Below are 17,486 nucleotides of genomic sequence, written 5' to 3'. Positions count from 1 at the left end.
GGTGTTCCCCTACTTCTTTTCCGGCAGTGCCGGGAACTCGACGGTGGACGGCACCTGCGGTGCGTCCCAGCCGCGTTCCTGGGCGATCTGGGCTCCGCGCAGGGTCTCCGGCGCCGCCGATGGGCCGTCGAGGTCCGCGTCGCGACCCTCGAAGAACCCGGCGAGCTGGAGCTCGGCCTGCTTGAAGTCGGTGAGCGGCGCGCCGCGCGTCGGGGCGGGCTTCTCCCCCGCCTGCAACGCCTTCACGAGTCCCAGCGCCTTGTCCGGCGTCTGGTTGTCGTAGAACTCGTAGTTCACCTGCAGCACGGGGCCGAGGTCGCACGCGGCGAGGCACTCGGCGTGCTCCAGCGTGATCGAGCCCGGTGTGCCCGGCTCGCCCGCGGTCTCCTCGTGGCCCACGCCGAGGTGGCTCTTGAGCGTCGAGTAGATCTCGTCGCCGCCCAGCGCCGCGCACAGCGTGTTGGTGCAGACGCTCACGAGGTGCTCGCCGCACGGGCGGCGCTTGTACATCGTGTAGAACGTCGCGACCGCGCTGACCTCGGCCTCGGTCAGGTCGAGCTGCCCGGCGCAGAACCGGATGCCGTCCTGGCTGACGTAGCCCTCGACGGACTGCACGAGGTGCAGCATCGGCAGCAGCGCGCTGCGGGACTGCGGGTAGCGGGCGATGATCGCCTGCGCCCTGTCCACCGCGGTCTGGTCGAAGACGGCGTTCAGCGGAGCGTTCTCTGGAGCCTGAGTCATCGGTCGCAACCACCCATCACCGGGTCGATCGAGGCGACGGCGGCGATCACGTCGGCGACCATTCCGCCCTCGCACATCGCGGGCATCGACTGGAGGTTCACGAAGCTGGGTTCGCGCAGGTGCACGCGCATCGGCCTGGTGCCGCCGTCGGAGACGACGTGGTAGCCCAGCTCGCCGCGCGGCGACTCGACCGGCACGTACACCTGGCCGGGCGGGACCTTGAAGCCCTCGGTCACCAGCTTGAAGTGGTGGATCAGGGACTCCATCGACTGGCCCATGATCTTGCGGACGTGCTCGAGCGAGTTGCCCATGCCGTCGCTGCCGATCGTGAGCTGCGCGGGCCACGCGATCTTCGCGTCGGACACCATCACCGGACCGGTCGGCAGGGTCTTCACGACCTGCTTGATGATCCGCAGCGACTGGTGCATCTCCTCCAGGCGCAGCAGGTACCGCGCGAAGCAGTCCGCCGCGTTCGAGGTCGGCACGTCGAACTCGTAGTTCTCGTAGCCGCTGTACGGCTCGATCTTGCGCAGGTCCCAGGCGAGGCCCGCGGAGCGCAGGATCGGGCCGGTGATGCCGAGCGCGAGGCACGCGTCGACGGGCAGGTAGCCCACCCCCGCGAGGCGGTTGCGCCAGATCGGCTGGCCGGTGAGCAGCTTGTCATAGTCCGGGAGCCGCTTCTCCATGACCTTGACGAACGACGTGATCTTCTCGACCGCGTCGTCCGGCAGGTCCTGCGCGAGACCGCCGGGGCGGATGAACGCGTGGTTCATCCGCAGGCCGGTGAGGTGCTCCAGCAGGTGCAGGGCCTCCTCGCGCTCGCGGAAGCCGGAGGTCATGCCGGTCAGCGCGCCCAGCTCCATGCCGCCGGTGGCGAGCGCGACGAGGTGCGAGCTGATCCGGTTGAGCTCCATCAGCAGCACGCGGATCGCCTGCGCCTTGTCCGGCACCGTGATGCCGAGCAGCTTCTCCACGGCCATGCAGTAGGCGGCCTCGTGGTGCAGCGGCGCCAGGTAGTCCGTGCGCGTCACGAAGGTGACGCCCTGGACCCAGTTGCGGTACTCGAGGTTCTTCTCGATGCCCGTGTGCAGGTAGCCGATGACGCTGCGGGCGTGCGTGACCGTCTCGCCCTCCAGCTCCAGGACCAGGCGGAGCACGCCGTGCGTCGACGGGTGCTGGGGGCCGAGGTTCATGACGATGCGCTCGTCGTGGACGGCGTCCGCGAGCACCTCGTCCCAGTCGCCGCCGGTCACCGTGTAGACGGTGCCCTCGGTGGTGCGCCGCGACTCGGCGATCTCCGCCTCGGTCTGGCCGCGGGAGGGGGTGTTCACGTCGTCCGTGCTGTCGCTGCCGGTGGCGCTGGTGTTCGTCCCGGTGGTGACGTCGGAAAGCCGCTCGGTCATGAGTAGGACCGCCTCTGGTCCGGCGGAGGAATCTCCGCGCCCTTGTACTCGACCGGAATGCCGCCCAGCGGGTAGTCCTTGCGCTGCGGGTGGCCGTCCCAGTCGTCCGGCATGAGGATGCGGGTCAGTCCGGGGTGACCGTCGTAGATGATCCCGAACATGTCCCAGTTCTCGCGCTCCTGCCAGTCCGCCGTCGGGTAGACCTCGACGAGGCTCGGCACGTGCGGGTGCTCGACGTCGACCGCGACCTCCAGCCGGATGCGGCGGCGGTACGTCATCGACGTGAGGTGGGTGACCGAGTGCAGGCGCTGCGGCACGTCGGCGCCGTAGTCCACACCGGACACCGAGCTGCACAGCTCGAAGCGCAGCGACGGGGTGTCGCGGCAGATGCGCGCCACCTCCAGCAGCGTCTCCGGCCGGAGGTAGAAGGTGATCTCACCGCGGTCGACCGTCACCTGCTGCACCGTGTCGGCGGGCAGGCCCTTCTCGCGGACCGCGGCGAGGATCTCGTCGGCGACCTCGTCGAACCAGCCGCCGAACGGGCGCTCGGACGGAGCGGCCACGTGGGCGGGCAGGCGCAGGCCGCCGAAGCCGGACGTGTCACCGGAGCCGGTGACGCCGAAGAGGCCCTGGCGCTCCTTGCCCGCGAAGATCGGCGCTTTGGCCTGAGCTCCGTTGGTCTTCTCGAGGCCCTCCCCCGCGCGGTCGGCGCTGGAGTGCTCTCCCCCTGGCTCGGTCACTTCTTCCTCGCAAAACGCTCGGAGGACGGGATGAGGTCGGTGCGGTGGCCCGAGTCGGCGAGCGCCTTGGCGCGCACGGCCCCCAGCGGCTCGTCCATGATCTTGGCGTGGATCTTGAGGATCGCGTCGATCAGCATCTCCGGCCGCGGCGGGCAGCCCGGCAGGTACATGTCGACCGGCACGACGTGGTCGACGCCCTGCACCACCGCGTAGTTGTTGAACATGCCGCCGCTGCTGGCGCACACGCCCATCGCCAGCACCCAGCGCGGCTCGGGCATCTGGTCGTAGATCTGCCGCAGCACCGGCGCCATCTTGTTGGTGACCCGGCCCGCGACGATCATCAGGTCCGCCTGGCGCGGTGACGCGCGGAAGACCTCCATGCCGAAGCGGGCGAGGTCGTAGCGCGGACCGCCCGTCGTCATCATCTCGATGGCGCAGCAGGCCAGGCCGAAGGTGGCAGGCCAGAGCGAGGACTTGCGGGTCCAGTTGACCAGTTTCTCGACGCTGACCAGCAGGATGCCGTTCGGGAGCTTCTCCTCGAGACCCATGTTCTTCCTCAGTTCCAGTCGAGGCCGCCGCGACGCCACACGTAGACGTACGCGAAGCCGACCGTGGCGACGAACAGGACGATCTCCACCAGCCCGAACAGACCGAGCTTGTCGGCGGCCACGGCGAACGGGTAGAGGAACACCATTTCGATGTCGAACAAGATGAAGAGCATCGCCGTCAGGTAGTAGGCGACGGGCATGCGCCCACCACCCACGACCGGCTGCGGGCTCGGCTCGATGCCGCACTCGTACGCGTCGAGCTTGGCCTTGTTGTAGCGGCGCGGTCCGATGTAGGGCGCCGCTGTCACCGAGAACAGTGCGAACGCCCCGGCTAGCGCGAACATCAATACGAGGGGGAGGTAAGGGTCAAGCACGCTCCGTCGTCCTTTCCTCGCGGTCGAGGCGCACCCTAAGGGGGCAGTTCTGCTGCACGTTTGTTAGGCGGACCTAACAAACGCTTGTGAAACAGTTCACAAGCTGGTTCACACTGTTGTGAAGTGATTCACAAGCTCGATGGCCAGTGTAGAACGCCTGTAAATGACCTGGGTCACAGGGTCTGACCTGGTCGTTTAACACCACGGACACAAACGAAACGGCACCGGCTCGTATTGAGCCGGTGCCGTCACTCGTTCGGAGCAATTTATGCGGTCGGAGCGAGTTTCGTCGCGGCCACGATCAGACGGTCCATCGAGTCGCCGTCCTTGGGGTCGTAGAGGCCCGCGAGCAGCTTGAGCACGAGTTTCATCAGCCGCTTTCGCGGCATTCCGTACTTCGTTGCGGCCCGCATGACCGCCGGGTTGCCGATGAGCTTCGAGAAGACGTTGCCGAGCCGGTAGTAGCTGCCGAGCGCCTGCTCGATCCGGACGGGGTAGCCGTGCAGCGCCCGTTCACGGTTGACGCCGGTCCGCGCGAGCGCCTGCACGATGCTCTCGGACGCGATCTTCGCCGACTCCATCGCGTAGCCGATGCCCTCGCCGTTGAACGGGTTGACCATGCCGCCGGCGTCGCCGACGAGCACCAGCCCCGCCCGGTAGTGCGGCTTGCGGTTCAGGCCCATCGGCAGCGCGGCACCGCCGATGCGGCTCGTCGCGTTCTCCTCGCGGAAGCCCCACTCCTCCGGCGTCCCGTCCAGCCAGCTGCGCAGCAGCGCCCGGTAGTCGGTGGTGCCGTACGCCTTCGACGTGCTGAGGATGCCCAGGCCGACGTTCACGCTGCCGTCGCCCATGCCGAAGATCCAGCCGTAACCGGGCAGCAGCTGCCCGTCCGGCGCCCACAGCTCCAGGTGCGACTCCAGGTAGTCGTCCTTCGTGCGCGGGCTCGCGTAGTAGCGGCGCACCGCCACGCCCATCGGCTTGTCGTCGTCCTTCTGCAGGCCGACGCTCAGGGCGAGCCTGGCGCTCACCCCGTCGCAGCCGACGACGATCGGCGCCCGGTAGCTGACCGGCTTCTTGTCCGGCCCCTGCTTGGCCTCCACCCCGACGACCCGGCCGTTCTCGATGATCGCCCTGGTGACGGTGGTGTTCTCGTGCATCCGCGCACCGGCCGCCTTCGCCGTGTTCGCGAGCATCTCGTCGAAGTCCATGCGCGGGCGGACCACGCCGTAGTTCGGGAACGTGGCCAGGTCAGGCCAGTCGAGCTCCATCGTGACGCCGCCGCCGACCACGCGCAGACCCTTGTTGTGGAGCCAGCCGTTGCTCTCGCGGGTGTCGACCCCGAGGTCGATCAGCTGCTTCACGCCCCGCGGGGTGAGCCCGTCGCCGCAGACCTTCTCCCTGGGAAACGAGCTCTTCTCCAGCAGCAGGACGTCGAGGCCAGCCCTGGCCAGGTAGGTCGCCGCGGTCGAGCCCGCCGGTCCCGCCCCCACCACGATGACGTCGGCGTCCTCGTTGATCCCGCGCCTGCTCATCCAGACTCCCTAACGTGTGCCGTGACTCCTCCGCGACTCTAACCGCCGCCTCCTGAGACCACCCCTCCCCGCCTCGCCCCCTTCTTTCCGCCACGCGGGGCCCCCACGTACTACGTGACAGTACGAAAGGCCCCCGCGTGCAATCGAAGATCGCGAGTTGTCCACATGTTGATCAAGGTTGGTTGAACTGTGGCGGCGTATGCCGATGATTGGTCGAATGGCGAAGAAGCGATCGGTTGACTACGCGGTGCTCGGTGACTGGTTCGAAGACACGGTCGCTACGCGCCGTGACCTGCTGGCCCTCGGACTGAGCGGCAACACGATGGCGCTGAAATGCCGTCCGGGAGGCGGGTGGACACGCCTGTTCCTCGGCGTCTACCTGCTCAGCGGCGGAGCGCCGAGCCGCAGGCAACTGGTTCGGGGTGCGTTGCTCAGGGCAGGGCCGCTCACCTTCCTGACCGGCCTCGAAGCGGCTCGCCTCCACGGTGTCCGGCGTCTTCCGGAGGATCAGCGAATCCACGTCCTGGTTCCCCACGGACGCGGGGTCACGAGCCAGGGACTCATGCTCGTCGAACGTACGAACCGGGCCTGGACGGGCAACATGATCAACGGTTTCCCAGTCGCCGCCCTCGACCGTGCGCTCATCGACGCCGCACGGCGCGAGTCTCGTCTCGACGTGGTTCGAGCGCTGATCGCGGATGCCGTGCAGAGGCAACTCTGCTCCCCCGACGACATCACGAGGGAGCTCCGGAACCTGCGACTGGGCGGCACCGCCCTGCCTCGGCAGGTGCTGGGGGAGATCCGCGACGGCGTCCGGTCGGCCGCCGAGGCGTGGGCGCACTCGTTGATCAAGGATTCCGGTCTGCCCGCACCCACCTGGAACGTTCAGATCAGGTCGGCTGCGGGAAGCCAGTTGGCCATCGTGGACGCCTGGTGGGAGGAAGTCGGGCTGGCGTGGCAGATCGACTCGATCGAGTTCCACCTTTCACCGGCGAGCTACTCGCACACGATGGCCCAGCATTCGGCGCTGCTCGCTCAAGGGGTGCTGACCGTGCACACGGTCCCCTCGCGCTTGAAGAAGGAGCCCGCGGGGGTGATGGCCGAACTGCAGGGTGCATACCGAGCGGCGGCGCAACGTCCTCGCCCGGACGTCCGCGCCATGCTGTGGCGCCCTGTTTAGGTCACGCGGGGTCCCTACGTACTACGTGACAGTACGTAGGGACCCCGCGTGCGGAAAATAGGGGCGGTCAGGCGTCGGTTTCCGCGGCGGGTGAGGGCTTCGGCTTGGTCGCGCGGTGCAGGGCCACCATGCCGCCGGTCAGGTTGAACCAGGCGACGTCCTCCCAGCCCGCCTTGGAGATCAGCTCGGCCAGCGCCCGCTGGTCCGGCCAGGTCCTCATCGACTCGGCCAGGTAGGAGTAGGCCGCCGGGTTCGACGACACGAACCGGGCGATGAGCGGCAGCAGCTTCAGCAGGTAGCGCATGTAGACGAAGCGGAACGGCTTCCACACCGGGGTGGAGACCTCGCAGATCACCATGCGGCCACCCGGCTTCACCACGCGCGCCATCTCGCGCAGGGCGACGACGGTGTCGTTGAAGTTGCGGATGCCGAAGGACACCGTGACGGCGTCGAACGAGTCGTCCTTGAACGGCAGGCGCAACGCGTCCGCGGCCACCTTCGGGACCGGGCGGTGCGCCCCGCCCGCGAGCATCCCGACCGAGAAGTCGGCGGCCACGCACCACGCGCCCGACTCGGCGTACTGCACGGTCGAGACGGCGGTGCCGGCGGCCAGGTCGAGGACCTTCTCACCGGGGCGGGCGTCGAGCACCCGCCTGCTCCACTCCCGCCAGCGGCGGTCGAAGCCCAGCGTCATCACCGAGTTCGTGCGGTCGTAGCCCTTGGCCACGCCGTCGAACATCTCGGCGACCTCGTGCGGGTCCTTGTCCAAGCCGGCTCGCGACATGTCTAGAGATTAAGACAGAGGCGCTGAGATCTTCTTCAGGGCACCTTCAGCACGGCGGGCGCGCGGTGTGTCGCACCCGGTCACCTCACGTCGTGGCCGGGTGATCGCCGGTTCGTCACCTCCGCTTCCACCTCCGGTCACACGACCCCGCGACACTCGACCGGCATGACCGTCTTGTCGTCCCGCCCCGCGCACCCCGGCCTGGTCTCCGTCGCGCTGGAGGTGGCGGGCCGCCTCGCGAACGACGCCTCGGACGTCATCACGGCCACAGCGGGCCGCGGCGGACACCCCGACCCCGGCGAGTCGCCGTTCGACTGGGTCACCGACACCGACCGCACCCTCGAACGCCACACGCGCCGCGTGCTGACCGCGGAGTTCCCGTCCATCCCGGTCTTCTGCGAAGGCTCCGACGCGCCCGGCGGCGACGCTGAGTTCCGCTGGGTCGTCGACCCGGTCGACGGCACCGCGAACCACACAGCGGGCATCCCGTGGTGTGCCTACAGCCTCGCCCTGGTGGACCGCTGGGGCCCGGTGGTGGGCGTGGTCGCCGACCCGTACCGCGCCCAGATCTACGCCGCCGCCCGAAACCGCGGAATGCGCGCGAACGGCACCCCCGTCCGCCTCACCGAACGCCAGGGGGACCCGTTGGTCGTGTGCACCGAGATGACCCGCACGGGCCCGTGGCCGGGCATGGGCCAGTTCATCTCCACAGCGGCGACAGCAGGCACGGGCGTACGCGTGCTCGGCTCGAAATGTCTGGCCGTCGCCCAAGTGGCCCTGGGCCACGCCTCCGCCGCCGTCCTGCACGGCTACCGCGAATGGGACGTCGCCGGCGCGGTGTCGTTGGCCGCGGAATCAGGCGCCGTGGTGCTCGACAGACACGGCGAGGACACCCACCTCCCGCTGGACGGCCTCCTCGTGGCCGCCCCCGGCGCGGCCGAGACCGTGCTGGGCTGGTGGCAGTCGGCGCTTCAGGCCGACAGCTGAGGCAGCTGCCGCTCGAGCATCTCCAGGTGCGTGCGCGCCTCGTCCAGATCCGGGTGGTCGAACATCTGCAACGCGACCCGCCCGACCTCGCCCTCGAACTGCCGGAAGTCCTGCACGGCCTTGAGCAGCCGCTGGTAGACGGGGTGCTGCCGGTCGACGGCCCCCAGCGCCCTGCCAAGCTGCGCGATGCCGCGCACGTCGTCGAGCTCCCGCACGAGCTGCTCGCTGATCCGCTGCAGCCACTCCTTGGCCGGGGAGTTCGGCACCGTCCGCACCGCGGCAGCGACCCTGCGCGTCGACCCCGCACACCGTTCAACCAGCTCAGCCCACATGTCGTAGGGCTGCGGCGGCGGAAGCTGCTGCCGCGGACGCGGGTGGGACGGGTGGGGTGGCCTCAGGTGGACGGGCTGCGGGTGCCTCGCCCGCTCGGCGGAAGCGCGGATGAAGCCGACCAGGGCACCGATGAACGTGCCCGGCACGCCGCCGAACACCCCGGCGACCACGAACGTGGCGATGATCGTGGCGTAGAGCGGGGACGGCCTGTCGCTCGAGAAGGCCAGTTCGATGACCGTGGTGAAGACGCCCATCAGCAGGGTGCCGATGGCGGCACCCCAGAGCGTTGAGCGGACGGCGACCCCCATGAGCCGATCGTCGCACGTTCGTCCGGGATTTGTGGGGCGATGCGGAATCACGGGCGGGCGTCGGCCCTGCTATAGTCCTTGTCGTCAGTTCCAATAGGAGCTGGAAGTGAACCCGGTTCACCGTCCGGACGGTCGGTTGCCGGGTTTCGCGTTTTCCGGGTCCTGGTCGAGTCGCACCACCGCGTCGAGCATCGGCTGAACGCGCTGGCGCCAGTCGCCGCCCGCACCGAAGCACCACGCGACCGCGTCACTGGCCCACAGCACCGGATCCTCGGCGGGACGCAGGTGCTCGTAGACGAACGGGTCGTCCACCTTCTCCAGCACGGCGGCGAGTGTCTGCCGGTCGCGCAGGTCCTGGTGCGCACAGCTCTCCACGGCGAGTCGCGTGACTCCGAGCTCCTGCAGCCAGGTGGCGGCGGCGGAAAGGCAGAGCCGACGGGCGCGGATGTCGTCGGAGTCCCGCACTGTCCACACCGCCGCCCGCAAACCCATCCGACGCATCCGGGCGACGAGTTCCCGGCGGCGGGAATCGCTCTCCTTCTTGAAGTGGACGCGTCGCTGCCCCGCCCGCACCAAGCGGCGCAGTGCCGAACGCACCCCGTCCAGCTCACGGGGCCGTACGACGACGGCTACGACGAGGTAGGTCGTGCCTCGGCGCGACTCGTCCAGAAATCCATGCCACATGGACCATATGGTCTCAAAGGAGTAACAGACTACTCCGTTCAGGCTTCGCTCAGGCGTCGAAGTCGACCGTCACGCGCTCGCTCGTCGGCAGCGCCTGGCACGTCAGCACGAACCCGGCCGCCACCTCCGTCTCGTCGAGGGCGTAGTTGCGGCGCATCTCCACGCTGCCGTCCGTCACGAGCGCCCGGCAGGTGCCGCACACCCCGCCCTTGCAGGCGAACGGCAGGTCGGCGCGCACGCGCTGGGCCGCGTCGAGGATCGGCTCGTCGGCGGGGAGGGGGAGGGTGGTCGACTTGCCGTCCAGCACGACCGTCACGGTGGCGGCGGCGTCGGCCACTGCCTCGGTGCGGCGGGGTGGGGGTGGTGGGGCGTCGACGTAGAAGAGCTCGTGATGGACGCGGTCGGTCGGCACACCGCGGTCGCGCAGGACGGCTGTGGCGTCCTGGACCATCTCGTACGGGCCGCAGAGCCACCACTCGTCGATGGCGTCGAACGGCACGACGGAGCCGAACAGGGCCGTGAGCTTCTCGGCGGTCAGGCGGCCGGTGAACAGCTCCACGTCGCGCGGTTCCCTGGACAGGACGTGGACCAGCTGGAACGTCGCCGGGTAGCGGTCCTTCAGGTCGGCCAGCTCGTCGGCGAACATCACGGTGCTGGTGCTGCGGTTGCCGTAGAGCAGCGTCACGCGGGCGCCGGTGGCGAGGACCGTCGCGGCGATCGACAGGGCCGGGGTGATGCCCGAGCCCGCGACGACCAGGCCGTGGTGCGTGCCGGTGCCGGTGGGCGTGAACTTGCCCAGGGGCGGCAGGACCTCCACGACGTCGCCGGGCGTGACCTTGTCGACCAGCCAGGTCGAGAACCGGCCTCCCTCGACGCGGCGGACGCCGATGCGCGGGGCGGCGCCCGTGGGGGCGCAGATCGAGTACGAGCGGCGTTCGTCGCCTTGGCGCAGCGTCAGGTACTGGCCCGCGGTGAACGCGAACTCGTCCTTCAGCTCGGACGGCACGTCGAACGTGACGGCCACGGCGTCGTCGCAGAGGCGGTCGACGTGGGCGACCGTCAGCTTGTGGAAGGCAGCGCGGCGGGCCACTCAGATCTCCTTGACGTGCTCGAACGGTTCGGAGCAGGCGTTGCAGCGGCGCAGCGCCTTGCAGGCGGTCGAGCCGAACCGGGAGATCTCCGCCGTGTTCGGCGAGCCGCAGCGCGGGCAGGCGACCTGGCGCGACGGCGGCACGAGGTTCAGCGGGACCGGGCCCGCCGCCCGCGGGCCGATCCGCGCGGGGGGCGCGATGCCCGCCTCCGCCAGTTTCGACCGGCCTTCGGAGCTGATCCAGTCGGTCGTCCAGGCCGGGGAGAGCGACAGGCGCACCTCGACCTCGGCGAAGCCCGCCGCGCGCAACGAGCGGCGCAGGTCGGCGCCCATCTCGTCGATCGCGGGACAGCCCGAGTAGGTCGGGGTGATGGTGACGACGACGCGACCGTCCTCTTCGGACACCTCGCGGAGCACGCCGAGGTCGGCCAGCGTGAGGACCGGGAGCTCCGGGTCCCGCACGGCCGACGCGACCTCCAGTGCCGTCGTCACCAGACCGCTCCCGGCATCGAGCGGTGCAGGTGCTGCATCTCGGCCAGCAGGTAGCCCATGACCTCGGTGTGCACGCCGTCGCGTCCGGCCATGCCCGCCACCCGCGCGGCCTTCGTGTCCGCGGGACGCGTGAGACCGGCGGCGTCGAGCACCGCGGCCAGCACACCGTCCACTTCGGACCGAAGTGACGCCGGGTCGACGGCAACGCCGGACAGGCGCGCCTCGACCTCGTGCGTCGCGAACAGCTCGTCCACGAACGGCCACACGCGTTCCAGCCCCGCCTGCATCCGGCGGTGCGACTCGTCGGTGCCGTCGCCGAGCCGGACGGTCCACTGGGCGGCGTGGTCGCGGTGGTAGGCCAGCTCTTTCAGGCCCTTCTCGGCGATCGCCGCGAGCACCGGGTCCGCGGAGCCGCGCAGGCGGGAGAACAACGCGAGCCGCCACGACGAGAACACCAGCAGGCGCGCGATGGTCGTGCCGAAGTCACCGCCGGGGCCGGGACCGCAGTCGATCTCGGCGAGGTGCACGTTGCGGAACTCGCGCTCGTCGCGCAGGTACGCCAGCTCGTCCTCGGTCTTGCCGAGCACCTCGCCGGCGCGGGTGAGCAGCATCCGGGCCTGGCCGAGGAGGTCGAGCGCGATGTTCGCGAGCGCGATGTCCTCCTCCAGCTCGGGGGCGCGCGAGCACCACTCCGCGATGCGCTGCGAGCAGATCAGCGCGTCGTCGCCGAGCATCAGGCAGTACGCCGCGAGCGCCTCGCGGTCGACGCCCGCCGGGAACTCGCGGTCCACGCCGGACAGGGCCTCGGAGAAGCCCGTCCCGAACGCCCAATGCGCGTCCTCGTGGCCGAGGAGCGACTCGTACGCGTTGTCGAAGCTCATAGGTGCGGCACGTCCTCGGGGATCGCGTAGAACGTCGGGTGCCGGTACACCTTGTCGCCGGACGGCGCGAAGAACGGGTCCTTCTCGTCGGGCGAGGAGGCCGTGATCGCGGTCGCGGGCACGACCCAGATGGACACGCCCTCGTTGCGGCGCGTGTAGACGTCGCGGGCGTTGCGCAGCGCCATCTCCGCGTCCGGCGCGTGCAGCGAACCGACGTGCACGTGGTTCAGGCCGCGCTTACCGCGCACGAACACTTCCCACAGCGGCCAAGACGTGCTCACGCGGCACCTTCCTTCGTGACGGCCTGCTTGGCGGCGTGCGCGACAGCGGCCTCACGGACCCACGCGCCGTCCTCGTGGGCCTTGCGGCGGTGGGCGACGCGCTGCGCGTTGCAGACGCCGCCGCCCTTGACGACCTGCCAGAACTCGTCCCAGTCGGGTGTGCCGAAGTCGTACTGCCCGCGCTCCTCGTTCCACTTGAGCTCCGGGTCGGGGAACGTCACGCCGAGCGCCTCGGCCTGCGGCACGCTCATGTTCACGAACTTCTGTCGCAGCTCGTCGTTGGTGTCGCGCTTGATCCGCCACGCCATCGACTGCGCGGTGTTCGGCGACTCGTCGTCCGGCGGGCCGAACATCATCAGCGCCGGCCACCACCAGCGGTTGACGGAGTCCTGCACCATGTCCCGCTGCTGCTGCGTGCCGCGCATCATCGTCATGAGCAGCTCGTAGCCCTGACGCTGGTGGAACGACTCCTCCTTGCAGATGCGGATCATGGCGCGCGCGTACGGCCCGTACGACGTGCGGCACAACGGCACCTGGTTGCAGATCGCGGCGCCGTCGACCAGCCAGCCGATGACGCCGACGTCGGCGAAGGTGAGCGTCGGGTAGTTGAAGATCGAGGAGTACTTCTGGCGGCCCTCGATGAGCTTGGTCGTCAGGTCCTCGCGGTCGGCGCCGAGCGTCTCCGTCGCCGAGTACAGGTACAGGCCGTGCCCGGCCTCGTCCTGCACCTTCGCCAGCAGGATCGCCTTGCGGCGCAGCGAGGGCGCGCGGCTGATCCAGTTGCCCTCCGGCTGCATGCCGATGATCTCGGAGTGCGCGTGCTGGGCGATCTGCCTGATCAGTGTCTTGCGGTAGCCGTCGGGCATCCAGTCGCGCGGCTCGATGCGCGCTTCCGCCTGCACGGTGCGCTCGAAGCGAAGCTCCAGGTCATCCGCCATGACCTCGATGTTACACCTGAGTGCCGAATCTGCGTAGAACTGTCACAACGGCGGCGATGACGATCCAGACGGACCCGAGGAAGGTTCCGACGGGCAACAAGCTGAGCACCGCCGTGCGTCCGGCGACGCGCACGAGTTCCGGGTTCGTCTGGTCGTACTCGACCCGGACGTTGTCGCCCTCCGACAGTCCCTCCGGGTACAGCACGCCCTGGGACGGGATGATCACGCGACCGTCCGGTGTGGCATACCGCACAATCGTCCGGTTGAAGGCGACCGAGTCGACCTGCGCGACGGCCTGCCCCAGGTGCTTCTCGATGGCCACGTCGTCCCGCCAGCACGCGATCGGCAACAGCACGCAGACAAGCGTGACCACGCCTCCGACGACGAGCAATGCGCGAGAGACCGCACGGCGGACGCGTACGCCGAGCGGCGGCTTGGTCACTGCGTCCTCCACCACAACTGAGAAGTCTAGAGCCGGGCGGATGCCGCGCTTTCAGGTTGAGGTCCATACAGTCGAAGAGTGACGTCTGCACCCACATCGCGAGCACGGCAGCGGATCCGCGTCCGGTCGAGGCGGGACGCCGCCGGTGACCTGCTCGGGCTGCTGCCAGAGCCGGAGCACGCGCTCGCCTGGGTGCGCGACGGGTCCGGCCTGGTCGGCTGGGGCGAGGCGGCCCGCCTCGAGGTCAGCGGCCCCGACCGCTTCGCGCAGGCGGACAAGTGGTGGCAGGAGTTCGTCGCGCAGCTCGACGTCGACGACGAGCTGGGCGTACCCGGCAGCGGCCCCGTGGCGTTCGTGTCGATGGCCTTCGCCGACTCCCCCGGCGACTCGGTGCTGATCGTGCCCGAGGTCGTCGTGGGCCGCCGCAATGGCGAACAGTGGATCACCACCATCGGCGCGGCGGACCCGTCACCGTTCATCGCGCCCCTGACCCGCCCCTCCACCGTCCACTACGCGAACGGCCAACTGCCGGTACCGCGCTACCGCGAAGCCGTCCGCTCGGCCGTGGCACGGATGCGGTCCGGCGAACTCGACAAGGTCGTCCTCGCCCACGACCTCGTGGCCCGCACCGACCGGCAGCTGGACCACCGGTTCGTGCTGCAGGGCCTGGCCCGGCGCTACCCGGAGTGCTGGTCCTACGCGGTGGACGGCCTGATCGGCGCCACACCGGAACTCCTGCTGCGCCGCACCGGTTCCGTCGTCGACTCACGCGTGCTGGCCGGCACCACCTGGCCGCACGACGGCGTTTCCGACGAAGAGCTCGCGGCCGCCTTGATGTCGTCCGAGAAGAACCTGGAAGAGCACGACTACGCGATCCGGTCTCTCGCGGACACGTTGCGCCCCTTCTGCACGACCATGTCGGTCGAGGGCCCGTCGGTCCTGCGGCTGCCCAACGTCTCGCACCTGTCGAGCGACGTGATCGGGACGCTGGAGTCCTCGGTGTCGTTGCTGCACCTCGGATCGGCGGTGCACCCGACAGCCGCCGTGGGCGGGACGCCCCGGCTGGACGCCACCCAGCTGATCTCGCAGCTGGAGGGGATGGACCGCGGGCGGTACGCCGGGCCGGTCGGGTGGATCGACGGCAACGGGGACGGGGAGCTGGGGATCGCGCTGCGGTGCGCGCAGATCTCGGGGTCCACGGCCCGGCTGTTCGCCGGGTGCGGGCTGGTGGCGGACTCGGACCCGGACATCGAGGTCGAGGAGGCGCACGCCAAGATGCGGCCCATGCGCGAGGCCCTCGAAGGGCTTTAGCCCGGCCTGGGTTCCGGTGTCCTGGACGGCGGGTGTCGCGGCGCCAGGCCGACGCGAGCCACCTCCAGAACGCCTTCATCCGAGAGGGCGGTCCTCGGGCGGGCGGCTGAGCAGCCCAGGGCACGCGCGTCAGCTCCGGTCAGATCAAGCGGCTGGTGTACCCGGCTGCGACAAGCCGCTGGAACGCATCGACCACGTTGGCGGGCATGTCCTGCTCGATGGCGAATCCTCGCCGGGCGTACTCGGTGATGCGCTGGGTGTCGCCGACCAACATGTTGATCACGCGGTCGACGTCACCGATGCCGGCGACGTACTCGTCGAGTGACAGCGGTTGGGACGAGCACATGACGTTGACCTCAGGCCATACCTTGCGGCAGGTCGCAAAGGCTCGTCGCTGCTGGTAGGGCCGGGAGATCAGCATGACCGACTCGGGTCGGACTCCCGCCTCGGCGAGAAGCCGACGACTGTTCGTGAGGTTCTGGCTGGTGTTGGTGGCCTGGGTCTCGATGCTGATCACCTCGGTGGGCACGCCGAGTGTGATGGCGTGTTCGCGGTAGTGCACGGCTTCACCGCGAGGGAATCGTTCGATCGTGGTGGGCGCATTGGCTCCGGTGAACACGATGCGCGGGAACATGTCCTGGTGGTAGAGCTCGGCGGTGTAAGTGGCGACACCGAGGTCGTGGCTGCCCAGGCCGATGCCGACGTCGCAGCGGCGAAGTTCGTGACCCATGTCGTGGTATCCCCACAAGGTCTCGACATCCGCGCGCAAGCCCTGCGGAAGCATGCTGGTCGCCATGTCGAGGCACCCTACGGCTGGCGAGGGTCGGTGCCGTGAAGCTCCGTCCGGCCTGACGGAACGCTGACGCAGGGGTCCCCCCGAGCTGGGAACCCCTGCGTCATAACGTACTCACGAGGTCTGACAGTCAGCCTGCGCTCACTTGCGGGCGTCCAGCAGCTCGTGCGTCAGCGCGATCTTCGCCCGGGACTTCGGCTCCGCCTGGGAAGCCAGCGAGAGGCTGGACCGCCCCGGTGCCGACGCCGGCTTGCCCTTGGTGAACAGCCACGTCTGGAACACCTCGTCCAGAGCCTGACCCGAGACGCGTTCGGCCAGGGCGAAGAACTCCTCGATCGTCGCGTCCGAGTACTTCTTCTCGTTCACCCAGGTGCGGAGGATCTCGAAGAACTTGTCGTCGCCCACGGCCACGCGCAGTGCGTGGACGGCCAGGGCGCCGCGGTCGTAGACGGCGCCGTGGAAGATGTTGTTCGCGCCGGGTTCGCCGGGCAGGACGTCCCAGAACGGGTCGCCTTCCGGGTAGAGGTCGTAGACGTAGTCGGCGTTCTCCTGGGCGGTGCCCTCGCCCACGTGTTCTGACCAGAGGAACTCCATGTAGGACGCGAAGCCCTCGTTCAGCCAGATGTCTCGCCAGTGGTGCACGGACACCGAGTCGCCGAACCACTGGTGGCCCAGTTCGTGGGCGACCACGTAGGTGTTGGCGCCGCGGCGGAAGAACGCTGTGTCGTAGGTCGGGCGGGTTTGGTTCTCCAGGGCGTAGCCGAGGTTGGGGGTGACTACGCCGCCCTGCGCCTCGAACGGGTACGGGCCGAGGTTCTCCGCCAGGAACTCGATGACCTCCGGGGTGCGCTCGATGCTGGCGCGGGCCGCGTCGGCGTTGTCGCCGAGGCGTTCGGAGTAGGCGTTCAGGACGGGCTGGCCGGACGGCGAGGTCGACTGGCGGATCTCGAACTGGCCGATCGTCAGGAACGTCAGGTACGTCGCCTGGGGCTTGGTGCTGCGCCAGTTCCAGCGGGTGTAGCCGTTGATCTGCTTGGTCAGGCCCGCGAAGGTGCCGTTCGAGATCGCCTCGACGCCGTCCGGGACGGCGACGTTCACGTCGAAGGTGGCCTTGTCGGTCGGGTGGTCGTTGGACGGGAACCACCAGGAGGCGATCTCCGGTTCGCCGATGGCGAGGGCGCCGTCGGTGGTCTTCGTCCACGCCCGGTAGCCGTTGCGGTCCGCCACGGCGGACGGGGTGTCGGCGTAGGTGACGACGATCGTGAGGTCCTGGCCCTTCCGGACGCCGCCGCGCGGGGTGAGGATCAGCTCGCCCTCGTCCGAGACGAACGGCGACGGCGCGTTGTTGACCCGCACCGACTTGACCTTCAGCAGGAAGTCCAGGTTGAACTGGGTGAGGTCCTGGGTGGCCTTCGCCAGGATCGTCGTGGTGCCCGACAGCTGGTCGCCGGCCGGGTTGTAGGTGAGCCTGATGTCGTAGTGGGAGACGTCGTACCCGCCGTTGCCGAAGTTCGGGAAGTACGGGTCGCCGGCGCCGGGTGCACCGGGGGACGCCGCCAGCGCCGTCCCCGCGAAGAGCGTCATCGCGGCCGCGGACGCCACCGCGGCCGTCGCCTTGGTTCTCATCGACATGCGGCGGACGCT

At 69.4% G+C, this 17,486-nt stretch carries 20 protein-coding genes; 3 read left to right on the top strand and 17 right to left on the bottom strand.

The features are described 5' to 3' along the window. Window positions 1-9: 9 nt before the first annotated feature. The 6 genes from nuoE to BLT23_RS06115 all read right to left on the bottom strand — a co-directional run bounded on the left by nuoE (window position 10) and on the right by BLT23_RS06115 (window position 5,338). On the bottom strand, window positions 10-741 hold the full coding sequence (nuoE, locus tag BLT23_RS06140; protein ID WP_090046430.1) for an NADH-quinone oxidoreductase subunit NuoE: 732 nt from the start codon (window positions 739-741) through the stop codon (window positions 10-12). After that, on the bottom strand, window positions 738-2,144 hold the full coding sequence (locus BLT23_RS06135) for an NADH-quinone oxidoreductase subunit D (protein WP_090046428.1): 1,407 nt from the start codon (window positions 2,142-2,144) through the stop codon (window positions 738-740). Before BLT23_RS06135 ends, nuoE begins: the two co-directional genes overlap by 4 nt. Then, window positions 2,141-2,884 carry an NADH-quinone oxidoreductase subunit C gene (locus BLT23_RS06130; RefSeq protein WP_090046426.1) on the bottom strand — a complete coding sequence of 248 codons (744 nt, stop codon included), beginning with the start codon at window positions 2,882-2,884 and terminating at the stop codon, window positions 2,141-2,143. The genes BLT23_RS06135 and BLT23_RS06130 overlap by 4 nt, the downstream gene beginning before the upstream one ends. Continuing rightward, window positions 2,881-3,432 carry a NuoB/complex I 20 kDa subunit family protein gene (locus tag BLT23_RS06125; protein WP_090046424.1) on the bottom strand — a complete coding sequence of 184 codons (552 nt, stop codon included), beginning with the start codon at window positions 3,430-3,432 and terminating at the stop codon, window positions 2,881-2,883. Before BLT23_RS06125 ends, BLT23_RS06130 begins: the two co-directional genes overlap by 4 nt. 8 nt (window positions 3,433-3,440) lie before the next feature. Next, entirely contained in the window at window positions 3,441-3,806 is a 366-nt protein-coding gene (locus BLT23_RS06120; RefSeq protein ID WP_030478224.1) for an NADH-quinone oxidoreductase subunit A, read from the bottom strand. Between the two features lie 266 nt (window positions 3,807-4,072). After that, the gene (locus tag BLT23_RS06115) at window positions 4,073-5,338 is read right to left on the bottom strand and encodes a geranylgeranyl reductase family protein (RefSeq protein ID WP_090046421.1); all 1,266 of its coding nucleotides are present in this window, start codon (window positions 5,336-5,338) and stop codon (window positions 4,073-4,075) included. Between the two features lie 178 nt (window positions 5,339-5,516). Here BLT23_RS06115 and BLT23_RS06110 point away from each other — a divergent pair, with 178 nt between their 5' ends. After that, window positions 5,517-6,518, top strand: a complete 1,002-nt coding sequence (locus BLT23_RS06110) for a hypothetical protein (protein ID WP_143035837.1) — start codon at window positions 5,517-5,519, stop codon at window positions 6,516-6,518. A gap of 67 nt (window positions 6,519-6,585) precedes the next feature. On the opposite strand, the gene BLT23_RS06105 is transcribed toward BLT23_RS06110, so the two are convergent. Further along, window positions 6,586-7,302, bottom strand: a complete 717-nt coding sequence (locus BLT23_RS06105) for a demethylmenaquinone methyltransferase (RefSeq protein WP_090046417.1) — start codon at window positions 7,300-7,302, stop codon at window positions 6,586-6,588. Window positions 7,303-7,467: 165 nt separating this feature from the next. On the opposite strand from BLT23_RS06105, the gene BLT23_RS06100 reads away from it, so the two are divergent. Continuing rightward, window positions 7,468-8,289 (top strand): inositol monophosphatase family protein, encoded by an 822-nt coding sequence (locus BLT23_RS06100; RefSeq protein ID WP_090046416.1) that lies wholly within the window; start codon window positions 7,468-7,470, stop codon window positions 8,287-8,289. Here the strand turns inward: BLT23_RS06100 and BLT23_RS06095 are convergent. The 8 genes from BLT23_RS06095 to BLT23_RS06060 form a co-directional block, all read right to left on the bottom strand. Continuing rightward, window positions 8,274-8,930, bottom strand: coding sequence for a hypothetical protein (locus tag BLT23_RS06095; RefSeq protein ID WP_090046414.1), 657 nt, complete (start codon window positions 8,928-8,930; stop codon window positions 8,274-8,276). The genes BLT23_RS06100 and BLT23_RS06095 overlap by 16 nt on opposite strands. 117 nt (window positions 8,931-9,047) lie before the next feature. Next, window positions 9,048-9,614, bottom strand: a complete 567-nt coding sequence (locus BLT23_RS06090) for a PI-PLC domain-containing protein (protein ID WP_143035836.1) — start codon at window positions 9,612-9,614, stop codon at window positions 9,048-9,050. A 49-nt stretch (window positions 9,615-9,663) separates the two neighbouring features. Further along, on the bottom strand, window positions 9,664-10,704 hold the full coding sequence (paaE, locus tag BLT23_RS06085; RefSeq protein ID WP_090046411.1) for a 1,2-phenylacetyl-CoA epoxidase subunit PaaE: 1,041 nt from the start codon (window positions 10,702-10,704) through the stop codon (window positions 9,664-9,666). Continuing rightward, window positions 10,705-11,196, bottom strand: a complete 492-nt coding sequence (gene paaD, locus BLT23_RS06080) for a 1,2-phenylacetyl-CoA epoxidase subunit PaaD (RefSeq protein WP_090046409.1) — start codon at window positions 11,194-11,196, stop codon at window positions 10,705-10,707. Further along, a complete protein-coding gene (paaC, locus tag BLT23_RS06075) occupies window positions 11,193-12,077 on the bottom strand; it encodes a 1,2-phenylacetyl-CoA epoxidase subunit PaaC (protein WP_090046407.1) in 885 nt (294 codons plus the stop codon). Before paaC ends, paaD begins: the two co-directional genes overlap by 4 nt. Next, entirely contained in the window at window positions 12,074-12,358 is a 285-nt protein-coding gene (gene paaB, locus BLT23_RS06070) for a 1,2-phenylacetyl-CoA epoxidase subunit PaaB (RefSeq protein ID WP_053733232.1), read from the bottom strand. Before paaB ends, paaC begins: the two co-directional genes overlap by 4 nt. Next, window positions 12,355-13,296, bottom strand: a complete 942-nt coding sequence (gene paaA / locus BLT23_RS06065; RefSeq protein WP_090046406.1) for a 1,2-phenylacetyl-CoA epoxidase subunit PaaA — start codon at window positions 13,294-13,296, stop codon at window positions 12,355-12,357. The genes paaB and paaA overlap by 4 nt, the downstream gene beginning before the upstream one ends. Window positions 13,297-13,306: 10 nt before the next feature. Further along, window positions 13,307-13,651 carry a DUF3592 domain-containing protein gene (locus BLT23_RS06060; protein WP_425434348.1) on the bottom strand — a complete coding sequence of 115 codons (345 nt, stop codon included), beginning with the start codon at window positions 13,649-13,651 and terminating at the stop codon, window positions 13,307-13,309. A gap of 165 nt (window positions 13,652-13,816) precedes the next feature. Here BLT23_RS06060 and BLT23_RS06055 point away from each other — a divergent pair, with 165 nt between their 5' ends. Beyond that, complete coding sequence (locus tag BLT23_RS06055) at window positions 13,817-15,049, top strand: isochorismate synthase (protein ID WP_090046402.1); 1,233 nt, start codon at window positions 13,817-13,819, stop codon at window positions 15,047-15,049. Between the two features lie 139 nt (window positions 15,050-15,188). Here the strand turns inward: BLT23_RS06055 and BLT23_RS06050 are convergent, their stop codons facing one another. Together BLT23_RS06050 and BLT23_RS06045 are read right to left on the bottom strand one after the other, a co-directional pair. After that, entirely contained in the window at window positions 15,189-15,845 is a 657-nt protein-coding gene (locus BLT23_RS06050) for a YdcF family protein (protein WP_090046399.1), read from the bottom strand. 138 nt (window positions 15,846-15,983) lie between these two features. Next, window positions 15,984-17,474, bottom strand: a complete 1,491-nt coding sequence (locus tag BLT23_RS06045) for a M1 family metallopeptidase (RefSeq protein WP_090046398.1) — start codon at window positions 17,472-17,474, stop codon at window positions 15,984-15,986. Window positions 17,475-17,486: the final 12 nt, after the last annotated feature.

The organism is Lentzea fradiae (assembly GCF_900100955.1).
Taxonomy (GTDB): Bacteria; Actinomycetota; Actinomycetes; order Mycobacteriales; family Pseudonocardiaceae; genus Lentzea; species Lentzea fradiae.
The sequence above is the reverse complement of the archived record's forward strand: the minus strand, read 5'-3'. Positions and strand labels throughout refer to the sequence as shown.

Excerpts from the sequence above, each read along its gene's own strand:
- nuoE (WP_090046430.1), bottom strand. The coding sequence starts at position 741 with ATGACTCAGGCTCCAGAGAACGCTCCGCTGAACGCCGTCTTCGACCAG.
- BLT23_RS06135 (WP_090046428.1), bottom strand. The coding sequence starts at position 2,144 with ATGACCGAGCGGCTTTCCGACGTCACCACCGGGACGAACACCAGCGCC.
- BLT23_RS06125 (WP_090046424.1), bottom strand. The coding sequence starts at position 3,432 with ATGGGTCTCGAGGAGAAGCTCCCGAACGGCATCCTGCTGGTCAGCGTC.
- BLT23_RS06115 (WP_090046421.1), bottom strand. The coding sequence starts at position 5,338 with ATGAGCAGGCGCGGGATCAACGAGGACGCCGACGTCATCGTGGTGGGG.
- BLT23_RS06105 (WP_090046417.1), bottom strand. The coding sequence starts at position 7,302 with ATGTCGCGAGCCGGCTTGGACAAGGACCCGCACGAGGTCGCCGAGATG.
- BLT23_RS06100 (WP_090046416.1), top strand. The coding sequence starts at position 7,468 with ATGACCGTCTTGTCGTCCCGCCCCGCGCACCCCGGCCTGGTCTCCGTC.
- BLT23_RS06095 (WP_090046414.1), bottom strand. The coding sequence starts at position 8,930 with ATGGGGGTCGCCGTCCGCTCAACGCTCTGGGGTGCCGCCATCGGCACC.
- BLT23_RS06090 (WP_143035836.1), bottom strand. The coding sequence starts at position 9,614 with ATGTGGCATGGATTTCTGGACGAGTCGCGCCGAGGCACGACCTACCTC.
- paaC (WP_090046407.1), bottom strand. The coding sequence starts at position 12,077 with ATGAGCTTCGACAACGCGTACGAGTCGCTCCTCGGCCACGAGGACGCG.
- paaA (WP_090046406.1), bottom strand. The coding sequence starts at position 13,296 with ATGGCGGATGACCTGGAGCTTCGCTTCGAGCGCACCGTGCAGGCGGAA.
- BLT23_RS06050 (WP_090046399.1), bottom strand. The coding sequence starts at position 15,845 with ATGGCGACCAGCATGCTTCCGCAGGGCTTGCGCGCGGATGTCGAGACC.
- BLT23_RS06045 (WP_090046398.1), bottom strand. The coding sequence starts at position 17,474 with ATGTCGATGAGAACCAAGGCGACGGCCGCGGTGGCGTCCGCGGCCGCG.